Source organism: Pseudomonas sp. JE3303, assembly GCF_056312565.1.
Genome location: NZ_JBWGIF010000007.1, coordinates 229074 through 252688, shown reverse-complemented (window position 1 = coordinate 252688; position 23615 = coordinate 229074). Strand labels below are relative to the sequence as shown.

The window sequence follows — 23615 nt, the reverse complement described above, 5'->3', positions numbered from 1 at the left end:
TCAAGATTCCCTAGGGTGGCCGACCATTATCCTGCCTGAGTTACCCATGACTGACCGCTCTACACTGCCCCCTACCGTCTACCTGCTGGGGTTGACCATTTTTTCGCTGGTGACCGCCGAATTCATGGTTGCGGGCATGATGCCCGCCCTGGCCGAGGCGTTTTCGGTGAGCCTTGCACAGGTGGGCAACCTGATTGCGTTCTATGCCTTGGGCATGGCGCTGGGAGGCCCGCCTGTCACTGTGCTGCTGCTCTCCCGCGGCATCAGCAACAAACGCGCACTGGTCGGGCTGCTGGCAGTATATGTCGCGTCGGGTGCATTGGCCGCCGCCGCGCCGACCTACACCGTGCTGGTACTGGCGCGGATTCTCATGGGGGTGTCCAGCGCGGCCTGTATTGGTCTCTGCATGACCCTCTGTGCCGGGCTGGTGCCGACCGAGCAGCGGGGCAGGGCGATAGCGGTGGTCCTGGCCGGCTTGATGCTTTCGCCGGTGGCCGGTGTGCCGATGGCGGCCTGGGTCGAGCAGCATCATGGCTGGCGTGCCAGCGCGTGGTTGGTGGTGGTGCTGGCTCTGGTCTGCACCGCGCTGGTCGCCAGCCGTCTACCCAAGGCCGAGGCGGGCAGCGAACCTGCGCTCGCGCGGCAATGGATCGCGTTGCGCAACCGCAGCCTGTGGGCCGCCTACCTCACCAGCGGCTTGATCATTGGCGCGACCTTCGCAGCCTTCAGCTACTGCACCCCGATTCTCATCGAGGAGGTCGGCATAGCCCCCGCCCAGGTCGCGCCCCTGCTGGCGCTGTACGGCGTGGCCAACGTGCTGGGCAACATGGTCGTGGGGCGCATCGCTGATCGTCATACGCTCTCTGCCCTCGGCTGGGGGCTCACCGTGATGGTACTTGCTCTGGCGGGCTTCGCGCTGTCGGGCGAGCAGCACTGGCTGAGCCTCGGCTGCTTCATGGCTTTGGGTCTGACTGGAGTGGCGCTGAACCCCGCGATGGTCGCCCGCGTGATGAAAGCGGCCGAGCCGGGTGCGCTGGTCAATGCCCTGCACACCTCGGTGATCACCGCAGGGCTGGCCCTGGGCAGTTGGGCCGGCGGCAGCGCGATCGATGCAGGTTACGGCCTGCGCGCCCCGTTGTGGGTGGGCGCCGGGATGGCGCTGCTGGGCGTGCTGAGCCTGGTGCGGCCGGTGATGGCGGGGAGGATGGCCAGGTCTTGCGCCTGAACCTGTAGGAGGGGCTTGCCAGAGCGCAGACCCCCGCAAACCCGGGCGCAGCCCGGGTTTGCATTTCAGGCATCCTGACGCTTATTGCATCCAGGGCGGCGGTGGCTCTTCGCCCTTCACCGGGCCGCGCTCGGCGTCTTCGCGGGCGGCGCGGCGGCGGGCGTCGTCGAGACGGGCGGCATCGATTTCGCGGAGGACGCCACCGACGTCGGCGTCGTGGTCGTCATCGGCGAACTCGCCGGTCAATGGGCTATCGGCACGCAGTTCGCCGGCCTCGTAGAGCGACCACATTTCGCGCGCGTAGCGGGTGGCCTTCAGCTCGGGCGCGAAGCGGCCGAAATAACCGCTCATGTTGCCTACATCCCGCTCCAGCATGCTGAACGCGTGGTTGTTGCCGGCTGCGTCCACGGCCTGGGGCAGGTCGATGATCACCGGGCCGTCGGGGCCGAGCAGTACGTTGAACTCCGACAGGTCGCCATGCACCAGTCCGGTACACAGCATCAGCACGATCTGGCGGATGACGAAGTCGTGATACTCAAGGGCCTGCTCGGGCTCGAGATGCACGTCGTTCAGACGCGGCGCGGCGTCGCCGTCGGCGTCCACCACCAGCTCCATCAGCAGCACGCCGTCCTGGAAATCGTAGGGCTTGGGCACCCGAACGCCAGCCCCGGCCAGGCGGAACAGCGCTGCCACTTCGGCGTTCTGCCAGGCATCCTCGGCCTCCTTGCGGCCATACTTGGAGCCCTTGGACATGGCCCGGGCCTGGCGACTGTTGCGCACCTTGCGGCCTTCCTGGTACTCGGCGGCCTGGCGGAAACTGCGTTTGTTGGCCTCTTTGTAGACCTTGGCGCAACGCACCTCGGCCCCGCAGCGCACCACGTAGACAGCCGCTTCCTTGCCACTCATCAAGGGCCGGAGCACTTCGTCGACCAGCCCATCTTCAATCAGCGGTTCAATCCGTTTTGGAGTCTTCATCGTTTCTTTGCTTTGGGTCCTGTCTTGCCAACACACGGGTTGCACGGGGCCGGCCATCGTCTCACAGACTGATGAGACTTGCTCGGCCAGGATGCAACAAAGACCCTGAACTTTCCCTGAACGGTCATCTCGAAATATCTAGACACATCCACCGTGGCCTGGCCAAAGCGAGCACCCCATGCAACTCCTTCACCCGAAGGCGCGTTTCAAGCCCTATCTTTCGGCCAGCGGGGGATGGGGGTCGGCGCATTCGGTCATGACCATTCTCTGGCGGGAACAGGCGCTGGCCAAGGCGCCCAGGGCCCTGCTGCACCAGAACAAACCCGACGGCTTTGCCTGCGTCAGCTGTGCGTGGGCCAAGCCGGGCCATCCCCATGCACTGGAGTTCTGCGAGAACGGGGCCAAGGCCACGGCGTGGGAGCTGACCAGCCTGCGCACCACCCCGGATTTTTTTGCCCGTCACACGCTTGCCGAGCTGCGCAGCTGGAGCGACTACGACCTGGAGCAGCATGGCCGCCTCACGCACCCGCTGCGCTACGACCCGGCTACCGACCGTTACCGTGTCACCGAGTGGCGCGAGGCCTACCAGGAAATCGGCCGCGAGCTTCGTGCGCTGCGGCCTGAAGAGGTGGTGTTCTACGCCTCCGGCCGTGCGTCGTTGGAAGCCTCGTTCATGTACCAGCTGTTCGCCCGTGCCTATGGCACCAACAACCTGCCGGACAGCTCGAACATGTGCCACGAGAGCACTTCGGTGGGGCTGCAGGAGAGTATCGGGGTCCCCGTCGGCACTGTCACCCTGGCCGATTTCGAGCACACCGACTGCATCTTCTTCTTTGGCCAGAACGTGGGCAGCAACAGCCCGCGCATGCTTCACCCGTTGCAGGAAGCGCGCAAGCGGAAGGTACCGGTCATCACGTTCAACCCGTTGCGCGAGCGCGGCCTGGAACGCTTCGTCAACCCGCAATCACCGCGCGAGATGATCGGTCCGGCCTCCACCGTCGTCAGTACTCAGTATCACCAGGTGGCGATCGGCGGCGACCTGGCGGCCGTCATGGGTATCGCCAAGTCGCTGCTGGAGATGGATCGCCAGGCGACGGCAGATGGCACGCCGGCCATCCTCGACCACGCCTTCATCGCCGAGCACACCCATGGCTTCGAACGCTTCGTCAGCGAGGTCGAGCGGTATTCCTGGGACACGCTCGAGCACCGCTCGGGCCTTGGGCGCGCTGCGATGGAAGCAGCTGCCACCGTGTACGCGCGCAGCGGAAGGGTCATGGTGATCTACGGCATGGGCATGACCCAGCACCGTCATGGCGTGGAAAACGTGCAGATGCTGGTGAACCTCCTGCTGCTGCGCGGCAACATCGGCAAGCCTGGGGCAGGTATCTGCCCGGTGCGCGGCCATTCCAACGTGCAGGGGCAGCGCACGGTAGGCATCACCGAAGACCCGGCAAAGGTGCCGGGGGACAAGATCGAAGCGCTGTTCGGCTTCAAGGTTCCCGAGCAGAAGGGCCGTGCGACGGTGGAGACCTGCGAGGGCATCCTCGATGGCAGCGTCAAGGCCTTCATCGGGCTGGGAGGCAACTTCCTGCGCGCCGTGCCGGATACCGATCGCATGGAGCCGGCCTGGTCTGGCCTGGCGTTGAATGTGCAAGTTGCCACCAAGCTGAACCGTACCCACCTCGTTGCGGGACGCAAGGCCTGGCTCTTGCCGTGCCTCGGACGTATCGAGATCGACCGCCAGGACGGCCATGCACAGACCTACAGCACAGAGGACAGCACCGGCTGCATCCGCGCCTGGAAGGGTACCAGCGAGCCGGCCGGTGATCAGCTTCGCTCCGAGGTGGCGATCATCGCCGGGCTGGCCGAGGCCACGCTCAAGGGGCCGTGCCAGATTCCCTGGGATGCCTGGCGGCACGACTACGCGCTGATCCGCTCGGCGATCAGCCAGGTCTACCCCGAGATCTTTCACGACATGGAGACCCGCATGTGGGAGCCCGGTGGCTTCCATCGCCCGATTGCCGCCAGTGAACGGAAGTTCAAGACCGAGTCCGGCAAGGCGCAATTCGTTGCGCCAGGCAAGCTCGATGAGGACGACGATGTCACAGTGGATCCCGACCGGCGTGATGTCCTGCAATTGATGACGCTGCGCAGCAACGACCAGTTCAACACCACCGTGTACGGCTACGATGACCGCTTTCGCGGCGTGCATGGCACGCGCAGCGTGGTGTTTCTCAACCGCAGCGACGTGATCCGCCTGGGGTTTGCGCCGGGCGACTGGGTCGACGTGCGCACGGCCATCGAGCCGCAGGTGCGGCGTCAGGTAGGGCCCCTGCAAATCATCGCCTATGACATTCCGGAGGGCTGCGCCGCAGCCTACTACCCGGAATGCAACCCGCTGGTCCCCCTGTGGCACCACGCCGAACGCAGCAAGGTGCCGGCCGCCAAATCCATCCCGGTCACCCTGCACCGGTCGCGCCCGTCGGCGGACGACCTCAAGCACGCAGTACCGGCGGGCGACCAGGTTGGTTGAATACAGCGACGCCGCCGCGGCACTGTTGGCCGCTCGTGCGCAATTTGCCATAACGATCAGTTTTCACATCGTGCTGGCGGCATTCAGCATCGGGCTTGCGCAAGGCCTGATGGTGCTCGAGGCGCTGTGGCTGTGGCGCAAACGCCAGGTCTACCTGGACGTCTACCACTTCTGGCTCAAGGTGTTTGCGCTGACAGTCGCGGTGGGCACTGCGTCGGGGCTGGTGATGGAATACCAGTTCGGTCTCAACTGGTCGCGCCTGTCGGCGCAGGCTGGGGGCATCATCGGACCACTGATGTTCTACGAAGTGATGGTGGCGTTCTTTCTTGAGGCGGGATTTCTCGGGATCATGTTGTTCGGTATGAAAAAGGTCGGGCCGCGTTTGCATTTCCTGGCGACCTGCGCCGTCGCGTTCGGGGCCTTGGTCAGTGCTTTCTGGATTCTCTCGGCCAATTCCTGGATGCACACGCCCGCCGGCTACTCGATCGATGCGAACGGCCGGTTCATTGCCGAGGACTGGTGGGCCATCGTGTTCAACCCCTCTTTTCCCTACCGCCTGGCGCACATGATCATTGCCGCGCTGATGGGCAGCGCGACCATGGTTGCCGGTACAGGCGCCTGCCAACTGTTGCGCGAGCCTGGCAATCCACGGGCACGGCTGCAGTATTCGATGGCCCTGTGGACGATCGCCGTGCTGGCCCCGCTGCAGATCGTCGTGGGCGACCTGCATGGCCAGCACACGCTCGAGGTGCAGCCGATCAAGATAGCGGCCATCGAAGGCTCCTGGCATCGCCCGGCGGAAGGCGCCGGGGAGCCAATGCGGCTGTTCGCCGTGCCGGACATGAGCGAGCAACGCAACCACTTCGAAGTGGCCATTCCTCGCATCGGCTCGCTCTACCTGACCCACGACCTGAGCGGCACCATCCGCGCGCTGGACGAGTTTGCCCCAGCCGACTTGCCGCCGGTGCCGATCGTCTTCTTCGCGTTCCGCGTGATGGTCGGCCTCGGTGTGCTCATGGCGGCCCAGGGGGTCGCCAGCCTGGTGCTGCGATGGCGCGGGCGCCTGGTGCAGGCCCGCTGGCTGCAACACGTGAGTGTCATCCTGGCGCCCGCGGGTTTCCTGGCCATGCTCGGCGGCTGGGTAGTCACCGAGGTCGGCCGCCAGCCTTTCACCATCCAGGGTCTGCTGCGCACCGCCGACAGTGTCTCGCCGGTGTCGGCGCATAACGTGGTCTGGGCGACAGTGGCGATTCTCGTGTTCTACACGCTGGTGTTCGGCGTTGGACTGTGGGTGCTGCTACGCCTGTTGCGTCAACCGCCCCGCGCGGGGGAACCCGGCCCGAAACCGGGCCTGAGCGAGGACAACTGACCATGTTCGGCGTCGACTGGCTCACCTTGCTCGGTGCGGGCGCCCTGGCGTTCTCGGTGCTGACCTATGTGCTGCTCGATGGCACCGACCTGGGCGTGGGCATGCTCATGGGGGCCAACCATCGTGCCCAGGACCGAGAGGTGATGGTGCTGTCGATCCTGCCGATCTGGGACGCCAACGAAACCTGGCTGGTACTGGGAGGAGGAGGGCTGCTTGCGCTGTTTCCGCTGGCCTACGCGACCTTGCTGCCCGCGCTGTATGTGCCTTTCCTGCTGATGTTCATGGCGCTGATCCTGCGCGCGGTCGCGCTGGAATTTCGTGAGTACCTGTCACGCAAGGACCTGGCCGATGCAGTGCTGCTGGCCGGCTCGCTGATCGCCACGTTCTGCCAGGGGTTGGCGCTGGGCACGCTGGTGCAGGGCGTGCCGCATACCGACGGTCAGTACAGCGGCAGCGGCTGGGAATGGCTGGGGCCGTTTCCGTTGTTCTGCGGACTGGCGCTGGTCGCAGGCTATCTGTGGCTAGGTGCCTGCTGGCTGTATTGGCGTACGGAGGGAGACCTGCACCGGCGCTCGGGAGGCCAGGCAAAGGCTCTGGCGGTGGTGGCGATGACGCTGCTGGCAGGTGTGCTGGGCTGGAGCCTGACCCTTGACGAGCGCTACGTACAGCATCTGTCACACCCCTGGATAGCTGGACCCGCCGGGCTCGCGGTGGTCGTCCTGCTCGCAGGCTTCTGGGTGGGCTTTCGCAGCTCGCGCCATTACTTGCCGCTGTTCTCGGCACTGGGCGTAGTGGTAGTGGCATTCGCAGTGATGCTGATGCAGATCTTCCCGCTGATCGTGCCGCCGAGCGTGACGTTGACCCAGGCCGCGTCGTCCTCATCGACCCAGGTGTTCATGCTGGTGGGGTTTGCGGTCATCGTCCCGGTGACGCTGGCCTACAACACGCTGGGTTTCCGGGTATTCGCCGGCAAGATCCGGCCGCCGAAACGGTAGAAGCCATGGGGCAGGGGCGCCCCATGGCAAACAGGCCTATTGGTTACGTGTCACTCGCCAGATGGTGTTGGCAAGATCGTCCGCAATGATCAGCGCACCCTTCGGATCGACGGTTACCCCTACTGGCCGACCGCGCGTCTTGCCATCGGAGCCACGGAAGCCTGTGGCGAAGTCGACCGGCTCGCCCGCCGGGCGGCCATCGCTGAACGGCACGAAGATCACCTTGTACCCCACCGGGTTTTCCCGGTTCCAGCTGCCGTGCTCGCCCACGAACACGCCCTGGGCGAACTGTTCGCCCATCGCCGGGATCGAGAAGTCGACGCCCAGCGCAGCGACGTGAGAGCCAAGGCTGTAGTCCGGCTTGATCGCGGCGGCCACCTTTTCAGGATTCTGCGGCTGCGCGCGTGGGTCGACGTTCTGGCCCCAGTAGCTATAGGGCCAGCCGTAGAACTCGCCTTCACGCACAGAGGTCAGGTAGTCCGGCACCAGGTCAGGCCCGAGCTCGTCGCGTTCATTGACCACGGCCCACAGCTGGCCCGAGTCTGGCTGGATGGTCAGCGCCGTCGGGTTGCGCAAGCCCGTTGCATACGGCTTGTGGGCACCCGTTTCGGCATCGATCTGCCAGACCAGCGCGCGGTCGATCTCGACCTCCATGCCACGTTCGGTGATATTGCTGTTCGAGCCGATACCCACGTACAGGAAGCGGCCGTCAGGGCTGACGGTCAGCGATTTGGTCCAGTGGTGGTTGATCTCCGAAGGCAGCTCGGTGACCGTGACGGGCGGCCCGCCGGCCTTGGTCTGGCCGTCCTGGTAGTCGAAGCGGACCAGCGCGTCCTGGTTGGCCACGTAGACCTTGCCGTTGGCAAAGGCCAGGCCGTACGGCGCATTGAGGTTTTCGGCGAAGACTTCCTTCACCTCGTAGGTCCCATCGCCATCGGCGTCGCGCAGCAGGGTCAGGCGGTTGCCACCCTTGACCTTGGTATTGCCCTGGGACTTGATGTAGCCGGCGATGACATCCTTGGGCTTGAGTTTCGCAGCGTTGCCGCCTCGGCCCTCGGCTACCAGGATATCGCCATTGGGCAATACCAGGGTCTGCCGTGGGATCCTCAGGTCCGTTGCGATCGCGGTGACGTTGTAGCCGTCTGGCACCGTGGGCTTCTGGTCGCCCCATTGCGCGGGTTCGGCGATCTTCATGCTCGGCAGCAGGCTGCGTTGCGGCTCGGGCAGTTTCGGGTCCGGGCCGCGGGCCTGGGTGCTGTCCGCCTCGCCGCCACATCCGCCCAGCAGCAGCGCGATGCTCAGGGCGGTCAGTGTGCTTGGATATTTCATTGCTCACCTCCCGAGCGCAGGTTGGTCAGCCCGGTCCAGGCGGTTACGAGGCTCAATACGCTCACGATCACCGACAGCACGAGGCCCGATGGCATCGCGGCCCAGGCGTCCTTGGCATGCTCGAAGGCGTTGACCAGGCCCAGCGCCCACGTCACCAGCAACAGCAGGAAATAGAGCACCGGTCTTCCCGCCTTGCGGTCCGCACGCACCAGGTTGACCAGTGCGAACAGCAGCGCAAGCCCGCAGAACACCAGGCCTCCGGCGATCAGCCAGGACGCGAAGTTGCTCCATTGGATCTGATAGGTCTTGAAGTAGGCGATGTCGCTTAGCAATGCGCCGAGAAACAGCGGTACGGTCCCGGCAAGCAAGATCGCGTGAAGCGGGCTTGGCGTGCAGCGGTAGAGAGGGGGGGCGGTAACGGACACGGCGGCTCCTTATCGTCAGAGGCTCTGGGCCAGAGGCTCGCGCGGACTGCGCGCTTAGGAAAGGATCGCGTTGTCTGGGGTTTAGTTCAGCGAGATTGCTTGACCCGGAAGCACCTGTGGGAACGGCCTTAGCCGCGAAGAAGTTGATGCGGTGCCTGGCACCGGCTTTGCCGGTGTTCGCGGGTAAACCCGCTCCCACAGATTGCAGTTGCTCCCTCAGTAACCATGGTGCGGTGTCGGGTCAGGTCGAGACACGGCTCAGCGCCGCCTGCAGCAACGGCGCGGTCTGCTCGTCGGTCATCGCCGGGTACACCTGCATGTCCATCAGGTCGCTCCACTCCAGCACCCATTTGAGCACCAGGGACAGGTCGTCGGTCTCGGCCACCGCGACGCCAAGGTGATGCCCGATGGCGTGCCAGCGGCCGTGGACCTTCAAGCCAGGGGGCGGGGCACCGCCGGTCTGTATGAAGCGCGCCATGGCGGCATTGCGGTTTTCGGTGGAAATGGTCCAGTGAATGAGAAAGAGCATGTGGCACCTCCCATCGGGTACCGGCACCAGGTCACAGCCCTGTCTGTGTGGCGCCGGGGCCACAGACAGGCAGACTGAGAAAACGGCTTCAACCCATAGGAATAGCAGCGTTCCCGGTATTGGAGCGGAGTTGTCGATCAAAGGCGCCGCGCATTCGACGCGCTGTCCGGCTAGGCTGCTCCTATTGCTGCAATGGGAAACCCGTCAATGCTGGTCGTCGAGCAACTGCACAAATCGTTCACTACCGTCCAAGGTCCGCTCCCGGTGCTGCAAGGGGTCGACCTGAGCCTGGAACGCGGCAGCAGCCTGGCGCTGATGGGTGAGTCAGGCAGCGGCAAGAGCACGCTGCTGCACCTGGTGGCAGGCCTGGACCGCGCCGACAGCGGACGCATCCTGATCGATGGCGACCCTCTCGACGGCCGTTCCGAATCCGCCCTGGCGCGCTGGCGCCGGGAAGGCATCGGGCTGGTATTCCAGCAGTACAACCTGATCAGCAGCCTGAATGTGGCCGCCAACCTGGCGTTCCAGGCAAGGCTTGCGGGACGGCACGATGCCCGTTGGGTGGATTACCTGGCGCAACGCCTGGGACTGGCTGCACTGCTGCAGCGGTATCCCGAGCAACTGTCGGGGGGGCAGCAGCAGCGGGTTGCCATCGGCCGGGCACTGGCGGGAAGACCCACGCTGGTGCTGGCCGATGAACCCACCGGCAGCCTTGATGAGGCCAGCAGCGACGAAGTGCTCGACCTGATGCTGCAACTGGTCGGTGAGGCGGGCAGCAGTGTGCTGATGGTGACCCACAGCCGGCGCCTGGCGGGACGGCTGGCACAACGATGCTTCTTGCACGCCGGCCGCGTGCAGGATGAGAACGCCGGATGAGCGCCTTGGTAATCACCCTGCAGGCGCTGATGAGTCACTGGCGGCGCCACCGCTTGCAGTTCTTCAGTATTCTCACGGGACTATGGCTGGCCACGGCGCTGTGGACCGGCGTGCAGGCGCTCAACACCCAGGCGCGCGCCGACTATGCCCGGGCCAGTGCCGTACTCATGGGCCCCGCGCAGGCGCAACTGGTGCCGCGCGGCGTGGAACGCTTCGAGCAGGGACTGTACCTGAGGCTGCGGCAACTCGGCTGGCAGGTCTCGCCGGTGCTGGAGGGCCGCCTGCGCCTGGCCGGGGCACAGCCGCGCAGTGTCCGGCTGATCGGGATCGAGCCGCTGAGCCTGCCACCGGGGACGGCTGTCGCCGGCACTCAGGCACAGTCTTTCGACCTGGAGGCGTTTCTTGGTACGCCCGGTCAGGCCTGGGTCAGCCCGGACACGCTGCAGCAACTTGGCCTGAACGCCGCAGACCAGGCCACCACCACTGAAGGGGAGCGGCTGCCACCCTTCGTCCTCAAGCCCGAGCTGGCGCCGGGGGTGATCGTGGTGGATATCGGTCATGCACAAGCCCTGCTGAATGCTCCCGCGCTGCTGTCACGCCTGCTGCTCACCGGCGATGCCAAGACACTGCCCGCGGAGATCGCCACCCGGCTCAGACTGCAGCCGCTTGGCGACGACGGCGACCTGCAGCGTCTGACCGACAGTTTTCACCTCAACCTGACGGCGCTCGGGCTGCTTGCTTTCGTCGTCGGTTTGTTCATCGCCAATGCGGCCATCGGCCTTGCCCTTGAGCAGCGCCGCGCACTGATCCGCACCCTGCGCGCCTGCGGCATCCGCCTGAGGACCGTATTGACCGGCCTTACGCTCGAACTGGGTGCGTTCGCGGTGCTGGGCGGCCTGGCGGGCGTCGCCAGCGGGTACCTGCTCGCCGGGCTGCTGTTGCCCGATGTGGCCGCCAGCCTGCGTGGTTTGTACGGTGCCCAGGTTGCAGGACAATTGAACCTGTCGCCCGAGTGGTGGCTGGCTGGGCTGGGGGTGAGCGTGCTCGGCGCGCTGCTGGCGGGGGTGAGCAGTGTCCTGCGTGCTGCCCGCCTGCCGTTGCTCGCCCTCGCACAACCCCAGGCATGGCGGCTTGCCCAGGGGCGATGGCTCAAGCGGCAGGCGCTGCTGGCTGGGCTGCTGATGCTGGTGGCATTCGCCTGCTGGCGATTCGGGGCCGGCCTGCTCAGCGCCTTCGGCATGCTGGCGGCGCTGCTGCTGGCGGCCGCATTGCTGTTGCCGGCATTGCTGGAGGGAACGCTTGCCGGGCTGGCCTGCTTGTGTCGCCGGCCATTGTCCGAATGGTTCATCGCCGACAGCCGCCAACAGCTGCCGGCACTGAGCCTGGCGCTGATGGCGTTGCTGCTTGCCCTGGCCGCGAGCGTGGGAGTGGGCAGCATGACCGAGGGCTTTCGCAAGACGTTCATTGGCTGGCTCGACCAGCGCCTGTCGGCAGCGCTTTACGTGACACCTGGAGATACCGCGCAGGCCCTGCGCATCAGTGAATGGCTGAAGCAGCAACCGTCGATTACCGCCGTACTGCCAAGCTGGCGCGTGGAGCTGCGCTTGCAAGGCTGGCCGGTACAAGTGCAGGGCATCGACGATCACCCGTATTACCATGCGCACTGGCCACTGCTGGAGCAGGGCCCGCAGCCCTGGGAGCGCCTGGCCGACGGCCAGGCAGTGATGCTCAGCGAGCAAATGGCCCGCCGTCTGGGCATCGCGGTTGGCGATACCCTCGAGCTGCCTACCACGCCCCGGCAAACCATGACTGTCGCAGCTGTCTATGCCGACTACGGCAACCCAAAGGGGCATATGCTGGTCAACGCCGGCTGGCTGCGCCGGTACGCTCCCCAGGCGATGCTCGCCAGTGTCAGCGTCAGCCTGGCACCTGAGCTTGCCGCGGGCCTCAAGGCACAACTGCAACGGCGCTTCGCCCTGGATGACAGCCGCGTGGTGGAGCAGGCCACCTTGAAAGCCTGGTCGACCGAGGTGTTCAGCCGTACCTTTGCCGCCACCGCCGCGCTCAACAGCCTGACCCTCGGGGTGGCCGGCGTCGCATTGTTCATCAGCCTGCTGACGCTGAGCCAGAGCCGGTTGGGCCAGCTGGCGCCGCTTTGGGCGCTGGGTGTGCGCCGCACACGGCTGGTCTGGTTGTCGCTCGGCCAGACCTTGATGCTCAGCAGCCTGACCGTGCTGCTGGCGATCCCCTTGGGATTGGTGCTGGCCTGGTGCCTGGTGGCCGTGGTCAACGTCCAGGCGTTCGGCTGGCGACTACCGCTGTACGTCTTTCCCGGACAACTGCTGCAACTGGCGGTACTGGGGATATTCACCAGCTTTCTGGCCAGTGCATGGCCGCTGTGGCAACTGGCGCGGCGTCAGCCGGGCGAGCTGTTGAGGCAATTCGCCGATGAAACCTGAAGCCTGCCTGTTGCTGCTTGCCATGCTGCTCAGCGGTTGCGACCCGCCGGAGCCCTCATCCAGGAGTTTCGCTGGCCTGGGGCAGGATGCCGCCGCCTTTGCGCAGGTGACCCCTGGTCACCCATTGGTCTTCCCCCGTGATCATGGCGCCCACGATGGGTTCCGGATCGAGTGGTGGTACGTCACTGCCAATCTCAGGGACGAGGAGGGACGTGACTGGGGCGTGCAGTGGACCTTGTTCCGCTCCGCCCTGCGCCCCGGCCCCGAGACTGCGGGCTGGGACAGCCCGAACCTGTGGATGGGCCATGCGGCGCTGACCGGTCCGGGCGGTCACCAGGCCAGTGAGACCCTTGCGCGTGGTGGCATTGGCCAGGCCGGCGTCGACCGCCAGCCGTTCCGGGCCTGGATCAATGACTGGTCGCTGCAGGGCGCCGGCAGTCTCGGGCAACTGCGGATGACCGCGAGCGGCAGGGGCTTTCGCTACGACCTGAAGCTCGCCAGCGCTCGCCCTCTGGTGCTTCACGGCGCACAGGGCTACAGCGAAAAATCCGGCAAGGGGCAGGCCTCGTATTATTACAGCCAGCCCTTTTACGAAGTCAGTGGCGAGGTGGAGCGTGATGGCCAGCGTATCCCCGTCACAGGCCGCGCCTGGCTGGACCGCGAGTGGAGCAGCCAGCCGCTGGCGGCGGGGCAGGAGGGGTGGGACTGGTTTTCGCTGCACCTGGACAGCGGCGCCAAGTTGATGCTGTTCCAGGTGCGCGAGGCTCAGGGCAAGCCCTACCGAGCAGGCACCTGGATCAGTGCCGAGGGTAAGACCAGGACAGTCCAGGGAGCACAGGTCCAGCTGACCGAGCTGGCCTGGACCACGCAGCAGAACGGGCGCCGGGTGCCCACCCGCTGGCGTGTGCAGGTGGCGGACCATGGCGTGGACATCGAGGTCGATGCGCTGGAACCCAAGGCCTGGATGCAGACCAGCTATCCGTATTGGGAAGGGCCGGTACGGTTGAAGGGAAGCGAGGGAGGCATCGGGTACCTGGAAATGACAGGCTATTGAAAATCATGAACCCCAACGGACGTCTATGATGAGTAGCAACCACACCTCTTGCCTGCTGATACAGGGGAATCGGGATGACCAGAAAAACAGCACGCCACTGCTCGGCATGGGTTCTGCCTTCCCTGCTCGCCCTCAACCTCGCCCTGGTAGCAGGATGCTCCAGCAAGCCACACACCGCTCGCTACGCGGCCTCCACCCTGGGGTCGGCCTGTTACGCCAAGGCCGTGCCCACCGCCGGTGAAGGTGGCCTGGCCTGGGGTTCCTCCCTGAGCGTGGCGCGGCAGAAATCCATGGCAAACTGCATGCGCTACGCCGGCCGCTCGGGGGGCACGCCCAAGACGTGTCAGGTCGTGCTGGCGAAGTGCAAATGATCCTGGCCCACGGTGCGCCTCACTTGAGGGAGGAACCTGCGTTTTGTCGAAAGAGGTAGAAAACCCATGCACTTCCAAGTGCAAGATCCGCGATGACGTGTGCGTGGGCTGCGGGCGGAGCAAGGATGACATCCGCAAATGGAAGAAGATGAAGAAGTCCGAGCGGATCGAAGTCGTGCACAAGGCCAAGGCCCGTCTGAAGGCATTGAAGAAAGCCAAGCGGTAAGGCCGTCGCTTATAGCTCGTCCGCGCATTCCGCAGCAAAGGTCAGCCTGCATTCCAGCCCAGGCCGGTTATCGATGAACTTGAGTTCGCCCTTCAGTTGCCGCGTCAGCGACCCGATGATTTTCATGCCCAGCGATCTGGACCGGAGCGGGGAAAAGTCCGCGGGCAGGCCCTTGCCGGAGTCGATGACGGATAGACGCCAGAGGCCGTCGATGGGTGCGAGACGGACAGTGATCGGGCCTGATGAAGGTTCTTCGTACGCATATTTGAGTGCGTTGGTTACCAACTCGTTGACGATGAGCGCCAAGGGGATGGCCAGGTCCATCGGCAGCAATACCGAAGCCATGTCCAGCACCAGGGACGCGGAAGCGGGCGCCGTCGCCGTGATGCCTTGCACCACGGTGCGCAGGTACACCCCGGCATCGACCGTATCGATGAGATCCGTCTGGTAGAGCTTTTCATGGACGGCCGCGATGCTCATGATCCGGCGCGAGATATCCGATAATGCCGTGCGGGCTTCCTGCCCCTCCATCTTGCGCAGCTGCAATTCGATCAGGCCAATGATCAGCTGCAGGTTGTTCTTGGTCCTGTGGTGGATTTCCTTGAGCAACATCTCTTGCTGCGCCAGCAGCGTCTGCTGCTGCTCGACCAGTTGGGTTTTCTGGCTGATGGTGCGGCGCAGTTCCATCTGGCCCATGACCTGGTTGGCCAGGATGGCCAGCGCGTGGAGCTGGTCGTCGTTCAGCGCGCGAGGTTGGTGGTCCAGCACGCAAAGCGTGCCGATGCCATGGCCTTCGGGGGTCTTCAGCAGGCAGCCGGCGTAGAAACGCAGGCCCTGATCGGCGGTAACCAGTGGATTCAGGCACATGCGTGGGTCAGCCAGCAGGTCGGGTATCACCGTGATGCCTGGCTGCAGCAGCACATGACGGCAGATCGACACATCCAGCGGAGTTTCACGGATGCCGAGGCCTACCTCGGCCTTGAACCACTGGCGGTCATCCTCGATAAGGTTGACCACGGAAATGGGGGTGCCGCAGATTCTCGCCGCCAAGCCGACAAGCTCGTCAAAATCAGCTTCCCGCGGGGTATCGAGAACCCCGTAGCTTCTCAGGGCCGCCAGGCGTTGTGGAGAAGAGGGCTCGTCAGCGGCAGGGTCAAGCTGCATGGGTTCACTCGCAATGGGCAGCCTGCAAAGGCGTTGAGTCATCAGGCCGCTGGCTGAAGTGAGGCGTAGCATCCGAGCTGTGCGTTGATGGTCGTGTAGAACGCGTCGATAGACCAGGGCTTGGGCAGGAAAACAGCGTGCTCAGGCAGCGGAGCGGCCATCCGCTCATGATAACCGCTCATGACGACAATGCGCATTTGCGGAGTCCGTTCATGGGCTGCCCAGGCCAGTTGCAATCCGTCGAGCCTGCCGGGGGTCTGCACATCGGTCAGCAGCAGGGTCCAGGGATATTCCTGCAGTCTCGTCAGACCTTCATCAGCGGTGGCAACCGCCTCGACGATCGCGCCCATGTCCTCCAAGGCGAAGACCAACAGCTCGCGAATGGCAGGCTCATCTTCGACAAGCAGAATGGCGGGGCTGTGCTGGGCTTGGATCAGATCGTTCATTCGGACATCTTGAAAAAAAAGACAGGGATAGGAGATGCGACATCATTACGACATCGGTGCGCCGTGGAAATTCACTGGCCGCTGTAAGGCCCCGCTGCACACCTCGGATCGATGACCCCCGTTGCCTCCTTGCGCTCCTTGTCCGGCAGTGACGACAGCAGGATCATCTGCTTGATGAACTCGATGATCCGCGGCTCGCCGATGTCGTTGTGTCCCTCGATGAGGTCGCCGGCAACGCTGACGTTCAGATAAGGGTTGCGCTCGCTAAGCTGTTCGCGGGTCAGGGTCAGGCCTGCCACGCAGATCTCCCGATCGGGTTTGGACTCGTCAAGCCATGCCTGCTGCAAGGTGACGCCAGGAGGGCTGGCCTGCCGGGTGAGGGTGTGGGTGATGTAGGGCTTGAAATGCCCCACTGCCGTGACGTTTTGCTGATCCCAGCCGTTGCGGTCGAAGACGGTGGAAACATACCGGCCCATAGGGAACAGGTACCGGGTCGCGTCATCCGATCGAGAGGTGAGTATCAGTTCCACCGGCAACTGCTCGGGAGGGTAGAAGGTGCGTGTGGCCGCCAGGTTGTGAATGACCGAATAACGCTGGGCCTCGAACGCCGGGTTGATCAGCACCACCAGGTTGCCGAAACCCTCCACGTCGAGTTGGCAGCCATAGTCACCGCCTTTTGTGCGCACGGCGCGGTCCTCGAGGATCTGGCCGACGGCTGACTGCACCACGAGGCCGCCGAAGCTGTGGCCTACCACCACCAGCTTGGTCTGGCTGGTGATGGCCTGGCCGGAGGCGACCAGGCGATCGCAACCGGTAGCAGGCATCGCCATCGTCTCTGGAACGGCAGGCTTGGCAGCCGCGTCCCGGGCCTTGCTGTCCTGGGTGCGCTTGATCAGTTCCAGACGGCTCAAGAGCTCGGTCACACCACCGTGGCCAACCTGCGCAGCCGTATTCTTGCGGTCCCAGAACGTCAGGTTGTTCAGGACCTTCAGCGTGATGGACTCGCCGCGCCAGCCCACATAGATCCCAGCCACCTCGCGGGCCGCACGGCCTTGCGCCAGGGCCTGCCTGCGCTCACCTCGGGCAAGGCTCTGGAGCACGCTCTGGAAGGTTTTCACGTTGCCGTCCCGTGAATCCTGGCGCAGTGCCAGCAGGTCCGGGTCCTGCCCTTTGGCCGAGTGGTGCCAGCCATGGACGAACACCACCATGAGCAAATCCTGATGAGCGGCCTGGCGCTCGAGATAGTCGAGCACCACGGCTCGCTGCTGCTCAGCACCAGGCGCTGGCCAGGGATCGCCCTGATCGTTGAATTCGACGAACCCCAGGGAATAGTCGAACGTGCTCTGGCCCGGCTCCTTGTGACGGTAGAGCATCGAGGTGGTACAGGCGGTGGCAGTGCCTTCGCAGAGGGTTGGCGACGTTCGGTAGGGGCCATACTGCGCGCAGCCGGCAAGGGCGATCGGGAGGCTCAAGAACAGGGCCGTGGGGAGAATCCTCATGATCGGTGCCTATGAGGTGGGTTTTACTGCTGTCAGAAATCCCTCCAGGAACGTTAGCAGGACTCTGGCGCGGCGTGCTCTGGGTGCTTTACTTGCCCGGTACCCACGCGAGCTGAGGGGGCAGGTGCAGATGTCCACCGAGACCGAGCAATACGATGCGGAGCGCGAGCGCATCACCAAGCGTCGCGAGCTGCTTGGCCTTCCTGTCTACCAGGCCGCCCTGAGGTCCGGCCGACCTTGGGGGCTGGCGCTTTCCGGCGGGGGCATCCGCAGCGCGACCTTCTGCCTGGGTGTGCTGCAAGCGCTGGCCCGGACCCGCTGCAACGATCAATCCGAGGAACAGCCACTGCTCGCGCGATTCGATTACCTGTCGACGGTCAGCGGTGGCGGTTACATCGGCAGCTTCTATTCGAGTCTGTTTCTGCCCAACCGGCTGCGCGGCACCGCAGTGGGGCAGCCGTCGCAGTCACCCGCCGACGCGGCGCGGGATGCCTGTGCAGTGTTGCAGCACGAGCCGCCCGGCAAGATCAGCACCGCCGAGGATTATTCCACCGGCCCGGTCGGCCGAGGGCCTGGTGCCTGGCTTCGGGAAAACGGACGTTATCTGACGCCAACCGGGGGCGGGGATAGTTTCTACGTACTGGCGATGACCTGGCGAAACTGGCTGTCGCTGCACTTCGTGATCGGCATGCCGATACTGTTGGCGCTGTGCCTGCTGTTTCTGCTCCAGGCGATACTGGGCATCAACCTGTTCGTCCTGCCCTTGCTCGCGCTGGTGACGCTGGCATTGCCCTGCACCCTGGCGTACTGGCTGGTTATCCCGCACCTGAGCCTGAATGAGCCCCCTAGGCTGAACAACCTATCGTACTGGGCCACGGTTGGTATCACCCTTGCGCTCGTGGTTGTGGGTCTGCTCGCCTGGCGCACGGGTGACTCACCCAAGGTCGGGCTGTTGACCCTGTGCTTCGCCCTTATTGCCGGGGCGGGCCTGGTCATCACCTCGCTGCTGGTGCGCAGTCTCTCATCAACCGGTGCGGGTGGCACCCTGCGTACCTATCGCGTGCTGGTGACCCGTTACCTGGGCAATGCGATCATCACGGTGGCAACGTTGTTGTTCCTCGCGAGCATGGCAGCGTTGGCGCAAGCCCTCTACAGTTTCCTCTTCCAGCAGTTCGGGGCCGCGACATTCGGCGGGCTGCCGGTGCTGATCTGGCTGGTACGTCATCTGGCGCTGGTCACGGATGAAAAATCCCTGCCGGGCTGGCTGCAGAAATTGCCGAGGGACGTGCTGGCGTTGATCGGCGGCACCGTGGTAGGCATCGCCGTGTGCCTCACGTGGGCCTTGATCGTGCTGTGGGTCGCGACCGATGGCAGCGATCTGTCGCTGAATTCCCATGGTGCTCCAAGGCTATGGGTGCTGGGGGCTCTGGCGCTGGTGCTTACCTTCGTGGCAGGCAGGTTTGTCGGTTTTCTCAATCTTTCCTCGCTTCACACGTTCTATGCGTCGCGTCTCACCCGCGCTTACCTGGGCGCATCCAACGGACGTCGCTTCTCCGGTTCCAGGGGTGGCAAGGAATTGAGCGTTGCCGAGCCACTGCCCGATGACGATATTGCCCTGGATGCCTACTACGGCACCGAGACCGCCGGTCCGCTGCACCTGATCAATGTCACCATGAACCTGACCGTGGACCCTGCCGAGCAGCTCGTCCAGCGGGATCGCAAGGGCAAGCCCCTGTGCCTGGCGCCCCACGGTTGGACGGCGAATGGGGCACGGTCGACAAGCTTCATGCTCGATGGCGTGAGCCATGAGCGTGATCCGACTCCAGGGCGCGCTTCCGAAATCATGCTCCCGCTTACCCTGGGCCAATGGATCGGGACCTCCGGCGCCGCCATTACCACCGGGTCGGGGCGTACCACCAGCCTGGGGCTGTCGTTGGCACTGGGGCTGGCCAATGTGAGGCTCGGGGTCTGGTGGTCCAGCCAGTTCCTGGACAAGGGGCAAGCGCGGTACATCCTCAAGGACCCACGCTGGGTGCGTCGCTTTCCCACTCAGTCGTACCTCTTCTATGAACTGACAGCCCATTTCCATGGGCATCGCCGAGACTTGCAGTACCTGTCCGACGGCGGACATTTCGAGAACACCGGCGCGTATGAACTGGTGCGCCGCGAGCGTGACATCGAGCTGATCGTGGTGTGTGACAGCGGTTGCGATCCCGCCTACCAGTTCAATGACCTTACCAACCTGGTGCGGCTCGCCCGGATCGACCAGCAACTGGAAATCAGGGAGGACCATGATGTGGTGAACCATCCGGTGCTCGGCCAGGTGTTCGGCAGCATCCGCGACTTCCAGGATCCCGCGGAACAGGGCAGCAGGAAGTGCGCGCTGCTGCTTGAGGTGTTCGATATGGCCGGCCAGGCCGAGTCACCCTCGCCACGGTGCCGGATTCTGGTACTCAAGCCACGCTTGATCCCCACGCTGTCGCCGGATGTCCTCAACTACGCCCTGGCCAACGAAACCTTTCCCAACCAGACCACCGCCGATCAATTTTTCGACGAGGCGCAGTTCGAAAGCTATCGCCAGTCAGGGCTGGGCATCGCCCGCATGGTGTTCGGGGCCCAGGGCATGGCGAATCCGGTGAGCAACGCGTTGTGGCATTACCTGGATCTGCGGTGAGGTTCAGCGGGTGGGTCGTTACGCTCAACGCATCTGTGGCCGCCCCGCCAAACCCTTCACTGCGCCCCATGCAAAACTGTTAGCCTTGCCAGGTTTGGGATGTATTGGACAGGCAATGGCCAACCACAAGATCGAGATTCGCCGGCGTAACGTCGAGAAGATTCTGCAGGCCGCCGAGAAGGTGTTCGCCGAAAAGGGCTATGGCGCCACGTCGATGGGCGACATTGCGGAGCAGGCCGAGCTGCCGCGCTCCAACCTGCATTATTATTTCAGTACCAAGGATGAACTGTACCGCGCGGTGCTGCAGGACCTGCTGGAAGTGTGGAAGCAGGACGCGCTGTGCTTCGAGTGCTTCGACGACCCGCGCGTGGTGCTCACCAGCTATATCCGGGCAAAGATGAGCCATTCACGCTCGCGGCCCCTGGGCTCCAAGATCTGGGCCGAGGAGATGCTGCATGGCGCGCCGCTGCTGGCCGTCGGCCTCGATGAGAGCCTGGTGCCCTGGGCGCAACTCAAGGAAGCCAAGATCCGCGCCTGGGTGGAGGACAAGCGCATTCTGCCGGTCGAACCCTCGGCGCTGCTGTACATGATCTGGGCATCGACCCAGCACTATGCCGACTTCGGGTATCAGGTAGCGTTGCTCAATGGAGGCGAGCCGCTGTCGGACATGGCGTTCGAAAGCGCGGTGCAGACGGTGACGAGCGTCATCCTGCGCGGTATCGGGCTCGAGCCATGAGGTCCTGCCTGGCGCGCTCCGCTGCGCACGCAGCGGAGCGCGCCCCAAACAGAACGGTCAGCTCGCCTCGCGGTATGGATTACGTGGATCCTGCGTCCAGTTGAGATAAGGCTTGCCGGTCTCCTGCGCCACCATGTCGATGCAGTTCTCCACCGGGCAGGTGATCTGGCACAGGTTGCAGCCCACGCACTCATCCTCGATCACACTGTAGACATGGGTGCCATCGGCGCGCGGGAGGCTGGCGATGGCCTGGTGCGAGGTGTCTTCGCAGGCAATATGGCAACGGCCACAGCCGATACAGGCGTCCTGGTCGATCTGGGCAATCACCTTGTAGTTGATATCGAGGTACTTCCAGTCGGTGGTGTGCCCCACCGCCAAGCCGCGGAAGGCCTCCAGGCTACGGTGGCCGTGCTGGTCCATCCAGCGCGACAGCCCGTCCTTCATGTCGTCGACAATGCGAAAGCCGTGCAGCATCGCCGCCGTGCACACTTGTACCGCGCCGCAGCCCAGGGCGACGAACTCGGCGGCGTCGCGCCAGTTGCCGATGCCGCCGATACCGCAGATCGGCAGGCCGCGGGTCTGCGGGTCACGGGCGATCTCGGCGACCATGTTCAGGGCGATCGGCTTGACCGCCGAGCCGCAATAGCCGCCATGTGTGCTCTGGTCGCCGACGATGGGGTGGGCCACCATGCGGTCGAGGTCGACGCTGGTGATCGAGTTGATGGTGTTGATCAGCGACACCGCATCCGCGCCCCCGCGATGGGCCGCGCGTGCCGACAGACGCACATCGGTGATGTTGGGGGTCAGCTTGACGATCACCGGCAGCGAGCAATGGGTCTTGCACCAGCGGGTGACCATCTCCACGTATTCGGGCACCTGGCCAACGGCGGCGCCCATGCCGCGTTCCGGCATGCCATGGGGGCAGCCGAAGTTCAGCTCGATGCCATCGGCGCCGGTGGCTTCGACCAACGGCAGGATGAATTTCCAGGACTCCTCCACACACGGCACCATCAGCGACACGATCAGCGCGCGGTCAGGCCAGTCCTTTTTCACCTGGGTAATTTCGCGCAGATTGATCTCGAGCGAGCGGTCGGTGATCAGCTCGATGTTGTTGATCCCTTGCACCAGCCGGTTGGCGCCAAAGTGCGCCGAGTAGCGCGACGACACGTTGACTGCGGCCGGATCCTCGCCCAGCGTCTTCCAGACCACGCCGCCCCAGCCGGCTTCGAAGGCGCGGACCACGTTGTAGGCCTTGTCGGTCGGCGGCGCGGAGGCCAGCCAGAACGGGTTGGGTGCCTTGATGCCGGCAAATACGATGGACAGGTCGGCCATTTATGCTGCCTCCACGTTGAGCATGAGTTCGGCATGGATGGCCTGAGCGGCCAGCTTGCCGTGTTGTACGGCCTGGACGGTCAGGTCCTGGCCCAGCGCGGTGCAGTCGCCGCCGGCATAGATGCCTGGCACGCTGGTGCGCATGCATGCATCGACGCGGATGCGTTCGCCATCCCGGGCCAGCTGCGCGGCCAGCGGGTCGGCAAGGCTGGCATCGTCGAAGCGCTGGCCGATGGCCTTGAAGATAGCGTCGGCGGCCAGTTCGAAGGTCTCGCCGCTGTCGCACAGGCGACCCTCGGCCAACAGCGTGCGGGCAAAGCGCATGCCGCGCACCCGGCCGCTGTCGTCCAGCAGCACGGCATCCGGGCGCGCCCAGGTGTGCAGGCGTACCTGGTTGGCCTTGGCAATGTCCTGTTCGTGGCCGGTCGCGCCCATGTCCTCGGCACCGCGCCGGTACACAAGGTTGACGTCGCGCGCACCCAGGCGGCTCATCTGCACGGCCATGTCGATGGCCGTGTTGCCCGCGCCGATCACCAGGCAGCGGTCGGCCAGCGGCAGTCGAGTCAGGTCGTCCGCCTGGCGCAGCTCGCGGATGTAGTCGGTGGCGGCCATCATGCCCGGTGCCTCTTCGTCCGCGAGGCCCAGCTGGCGCACGGCGTTCAGGCCCAGGCCCAGGAACACCGCATCGTACTGCTGGTGCAGTTCGCCCAGGTTCAGATTGCTGCCCAGGCGCAGGCCGTGACGGATCTCGATACCGCCGATCCCGAGCAGGAACTCCACCTCGCGCTGGGCGTAGTCGTCCACCAGCTTGTAGCGGGCAATACCATATTCATTGAGGCCGCCGGCTTTTTCCCGGGCTTCGAAGATCACCACCTCATGACCCTGCATGGCCAGGCGGTGGGCACAGGACAGCCCGGCAGGGCCAGCGCCAACCACGGCGATACGCTTGCCGGTGGCGGGGGAGCGCGTGAATGGATGCTCGGTGAAGGCGGCGTTGTCCAGCGCGTAGCGCTGCAACTGGCCGATGAGCACGGGCGCGCATTCCTGGGCGTTGTTGCGCACGCAGGCCTGCTGGCACAGGATCTCCGTCGGGCAGACCCGGGCGCAGCTGCCGCCCAGGATGTTCGCCGAGAGGATGCGTTCGGCAGCGCCCTGGAGGTTCTCGTCGCTGATGCGGTGGATGAACGAAGGGATGTCGATCTCGCTGGGGCATGCATTGATGCAAGGCGCATCGAAGCAATACAGGCAGCGCGCGCTCTCGAGGGCGGCCTGGCGGGCGGTGAGGGGAGGGGCGAGGTCGCCGAAGCGCTCGGCCAGCTGGTCGGCGCCGGCCCTGGGGCGCGGCAAGTGGTTCAGGGCATCGATCACGGTTGTAGCCTCTCTTTTCTTGTTGGACTC

Annotated in this window: 20 protein-coding genes; 11 read left to right on the top strand and 9 right to left on the bottom strand. The window is 64.7% G+C overall.

The window, feature by feature from the left end; translation table 11 throughout:
- The first annotated feature begins 46 nt into the window (after positions 1-46).
- The gene (locus AC0ZZU_RS12480; protein WP_476341044.1) at positions 47-1225 is read left to right on the top strand and encodes an MFS transporter; all 1179 of its coding nucleotides are present in this window, start codon (positions 47-49) and stop codon (positions 1223-1225) included.
- Positions 1226-1306: 81 nt separating this feature from the next.
- On the opposite strand, the gene AC0ZZU_RS12475 is transcribed toward AC0ZZU_RS12480, so the two are convergent.
- A complete protein-coding gene (locus AC0ZZU_RS12475) occupies positions 1307-2200 on the bottom strand; it encodes a PA4780 family RIO1-like protein kinase (protein ID WP_476341042.1) in 894 nt (297 codons plus the stop codon).
- Positions 2201-2378: 178 nt separating this feature from the next.
- Between AC0ZZU_RS12475 and AC0ZZU_RS12470 the strand changes: the two genes are divergently transcribed.
- Genes AC0ZZU_RS12470 through cydB form a run of 3 tightly spaced genes read left to right on the top strand, consistent with a single transcriptional unit; the run spans position 2379 to position 7097 of the window.
- Positions 2379-4733, top strand: a complete 2355-nt coding sequence (locus AC0ZZU_RS12470; protein WP_476341041.1) for an FdhF/YdeP family oxidoreductase — start codon at positions 2379-2381, stop codon at positions 4731-4733.
- Positions 4726-6102 (top strand): cytochrome ubiquinol oxidase subunit I, encoded by a 1377-nt coding sequence (locus tag AC0ZZU_RS12465; protein ID WP_476341039.1) that lies wholly within the window; start codon positions 4726-4728, stop codon positions 6100-6102. Before AC0ZZU_RS12470 ends, AC0ZZU_RS12465 begins: the two co-directional genes overlap by 8 nt.
- A gap of 2 nt (positions 6103-6104) precedes the next feature.
- Positions 6105-7097, top strand: a complete 993-nt coding sequence (gene cydB / locus AC0ZZU_RS12460) for a cytochrome d ubiquinol oxidase subunit II (protein ID WP_476341037.1) — start codon at positions 6105-6107, stop codon at positions 7095-7097.
- 36 nt (positions 7098-7133) lie between these two features.
- Here the strand turns inward: cydB and AC0ZZU_RS12455 are convergent, their stop codons facing one another.
- The 3 genes from AC0ZZU_RS12455 to AC0ZZU_RS12445 all read right to left on the bottom strand — a co-directional run bounded on the left by AC0ZZU_RS12455 (position 7134) and on the right by AC0ZZU_RS12445 (position 9380).
- A complete protein-coding gene (locus AC0ZZU_RS12455; protein ID WP_476341036.1) occupies positions 7134-8426 on the bottom strand; it encodes a PQQ-dependent sugar dehydrogenase in 1293 nt (430 codons plus the stop codon).
- Positions 8423-8851: a DUF2231 domain-containing protein gene (locus AC0ZZU_RS12450; protein WP_476341035.1), complete on the bottom strand. Its 429-nt coding sequence runs from the start codon at positions 8849-8851 to the stop codon at positions 8423-8425. The genes AC0ZZU_RS12455 and AC0ZZU_RS12450 overlap by 4 nt, the downstream gene beginning before the upstream one ends.
- A gap of 241 nt (positions 8852-9092) precedes the next feature.
- A complete protein-coding gene (locus AC0ZZU_RS12445; protein WP_476341033.1) occupies positions 9093-9380 on the bottom strand; it encodes a DUF3303 domain-containing protein in 288 nt (95 codons plus the stop codon).
- A gap of 207 nt (positions 9381-9587) precedes the next feature.
- Between AC0ZZU_RS12445 and AC0ZZU_RS12440 the strand changes: the two genes are divergently transcribed.
- The 5 genes from AC0ZZU_RS12440 (at position 9588) to AC0ZZU_RS12420 (ending at position 14366) form a co-directional block, all read left to right on the top strand.
- Positions 9588-10256 (top strand): ABC transporter ATP-binding protein, encoded by a 669-nt coding sequence (locus AC0ZZU_RS12440; RefSeq protein WP_476341031.1) that lies wholly within the window; start codon positions 9588-9590, stop codon positions 10254-10256.
- Positions 10253-12715 (top strand): ABC transporter permease, encoded by a 2463-nt coding sequence (locus AC0ZZU_RS12435; RefSeq protein WP_476341030.1) that lies wholly within the window; start codon positions 10253-10255, stop codon positions 12713-12715. The genes AC0ZZU_RS12440 and AC0ZZU_RS12435 overlap by 4 nt, the downstream gene beginning before the upstream one ends.
- Positions 12705-13769 carry a lipocalin-like domain-containing protein gene (locus AC0ZZU_RS12430; protein ID WP_476341029.1) on the top strand — a complete coding sequence of 355 codons (1065 nt, stop codon included), beginning with the start codon at positions 12705-12707 and terminating at the stop codon, positions 13767-13769. The genes AC0ZZU_RS12435 and AC0ZZU_RS12430 overlap by 11 nt, the downstream gene beginning before the upstream one ends.
- Before the next feature lie 74 nt (positions 13770-13843).
- Entirely contained in the window at positions 13844-14140 is a 297-nt protein-coding gene (locus AC0ZZU_RS12425) for a hypothetical protein (protein WP_158459305.1), read from the top strand.
- A gap of 43 nt (positions 14141-14183) precedes the next feature.
- Positions 14184-14366, top strand: coding sequence for a DUF1289 domain-containing protein (locus tag AC0ZZU_RS12420; RefSeq protein WP_476341027.1), 183 nt, complete (start codon positions 14184-14186; stop codon positions 14364-14366).
- 9 nt (positions 14367-14375) lie between these two features.
- On the opposite strand, the gene AC0ZZU_RS12415 is transcribed toward AC0ZZU_RS12420, so the two are convergent.
- From AC0ZZU_RS12415 to AC0ZZU_RS12405, 3 genes are all read right to left on the bottom strand, one after another.
- A complete protein-coding gene (locus tag AC0ZZU_RS12415; protein WP_476341025.1) occupies positions 14376-15530 on the bottom strand; it encodes a histidine kinase dimerization/phosphoacceptor domain -containing protein in 1155 nt (384 codons plus the stop codon).
- A 41-nt stretch (positions 15531-15571) separates the two neighbouring features.
- Complete coding sequence (locus tag AC0ZZU_RS12410) at positions 15572-15976, bottom strand: response regulator (protein ID WP_476341024.1); 405 nt, start codon at positions 15974-15976, stop codon at positions 15572-15574.
- A gap of 71 nt (positions 15977-16047) precedes the next feature.
- A complete protein-coding gene (locus tag AC0ZZU_RS12405) occupies positions 16048-17475 on the bottom strand; it encodes a hypothetical protein (RefSeq protein ID WP_476341023.1) in 1428 nt (475 codons plus the stop codon).
- Between the two features lie 130 nt (positions 17476-17605).
- Here AC0ZZU_RS12405 and AC0ZZU_RS12400 point away from each other — a divergent pair, with 130 nt between their 5' ends.
- Both AC0ZZU_RS12400 and AC0ZZU_RS12395 read left to right on the top strand, forming a co-directional pair.
- On the top strand, positions 17606-20149 hold the full coding sequence (locus tag AC0ZZU_RS12400) for a patatin-like phospholipase family protein (protein WP_476341022.1): 2544 nt from the start codon (positions 17606-17608) through the stop codon (positions 20147-20149).
- Between the two features lie 115 nt (positions 20150-20264).
- Positions 20265-20885 carry a TetR family transcriptional regulator C-terminal domain-containing protein gene (locus tag AC0ZZU_RS12395; RefSeq protein ID WP_476341020.1) on the top strand — a complete coding sequence of 207 codons (621 nt, stop codon included), beginning with the start codon at positions 20265-20267 and terminating at the stop codon, positions 20883-20885.
- A 57-nt stretch (positions 20886-20942) separates the two neighbouring features.
- On the opposite strand, the gene preA is transcribed toward AC0ZZU_RS12395, so the two are convergent.
- Together preA and AC0ZZU_RS12385 are read right to left on the bottom strand one after the other, a co-directional pair.
- Positions 20943-22217 (bottom strand): NAD-dependent dihydropyrimidine dehydrogenase subunit PreA, encoded by a 1275-nt coding sequence (preA, locus tag AC0ZZU_RS12390; protein WP_158459309.1) that lies wholly within the window; start codon positions 22215-22217, stop codon positions 20943-20945.
- Complete coding sequence (locus AC0ZZU_RS12385; protein WP_476341019.1) at positions 22218-23585, bottom strand: NAD(P)-dependent oxidoreductase; 1368 nt, start codon at positions 23583-23585, stop codon at positions 22218-22220.
- Positions 23586-23615: the final 30 nt, after the last annotated feature.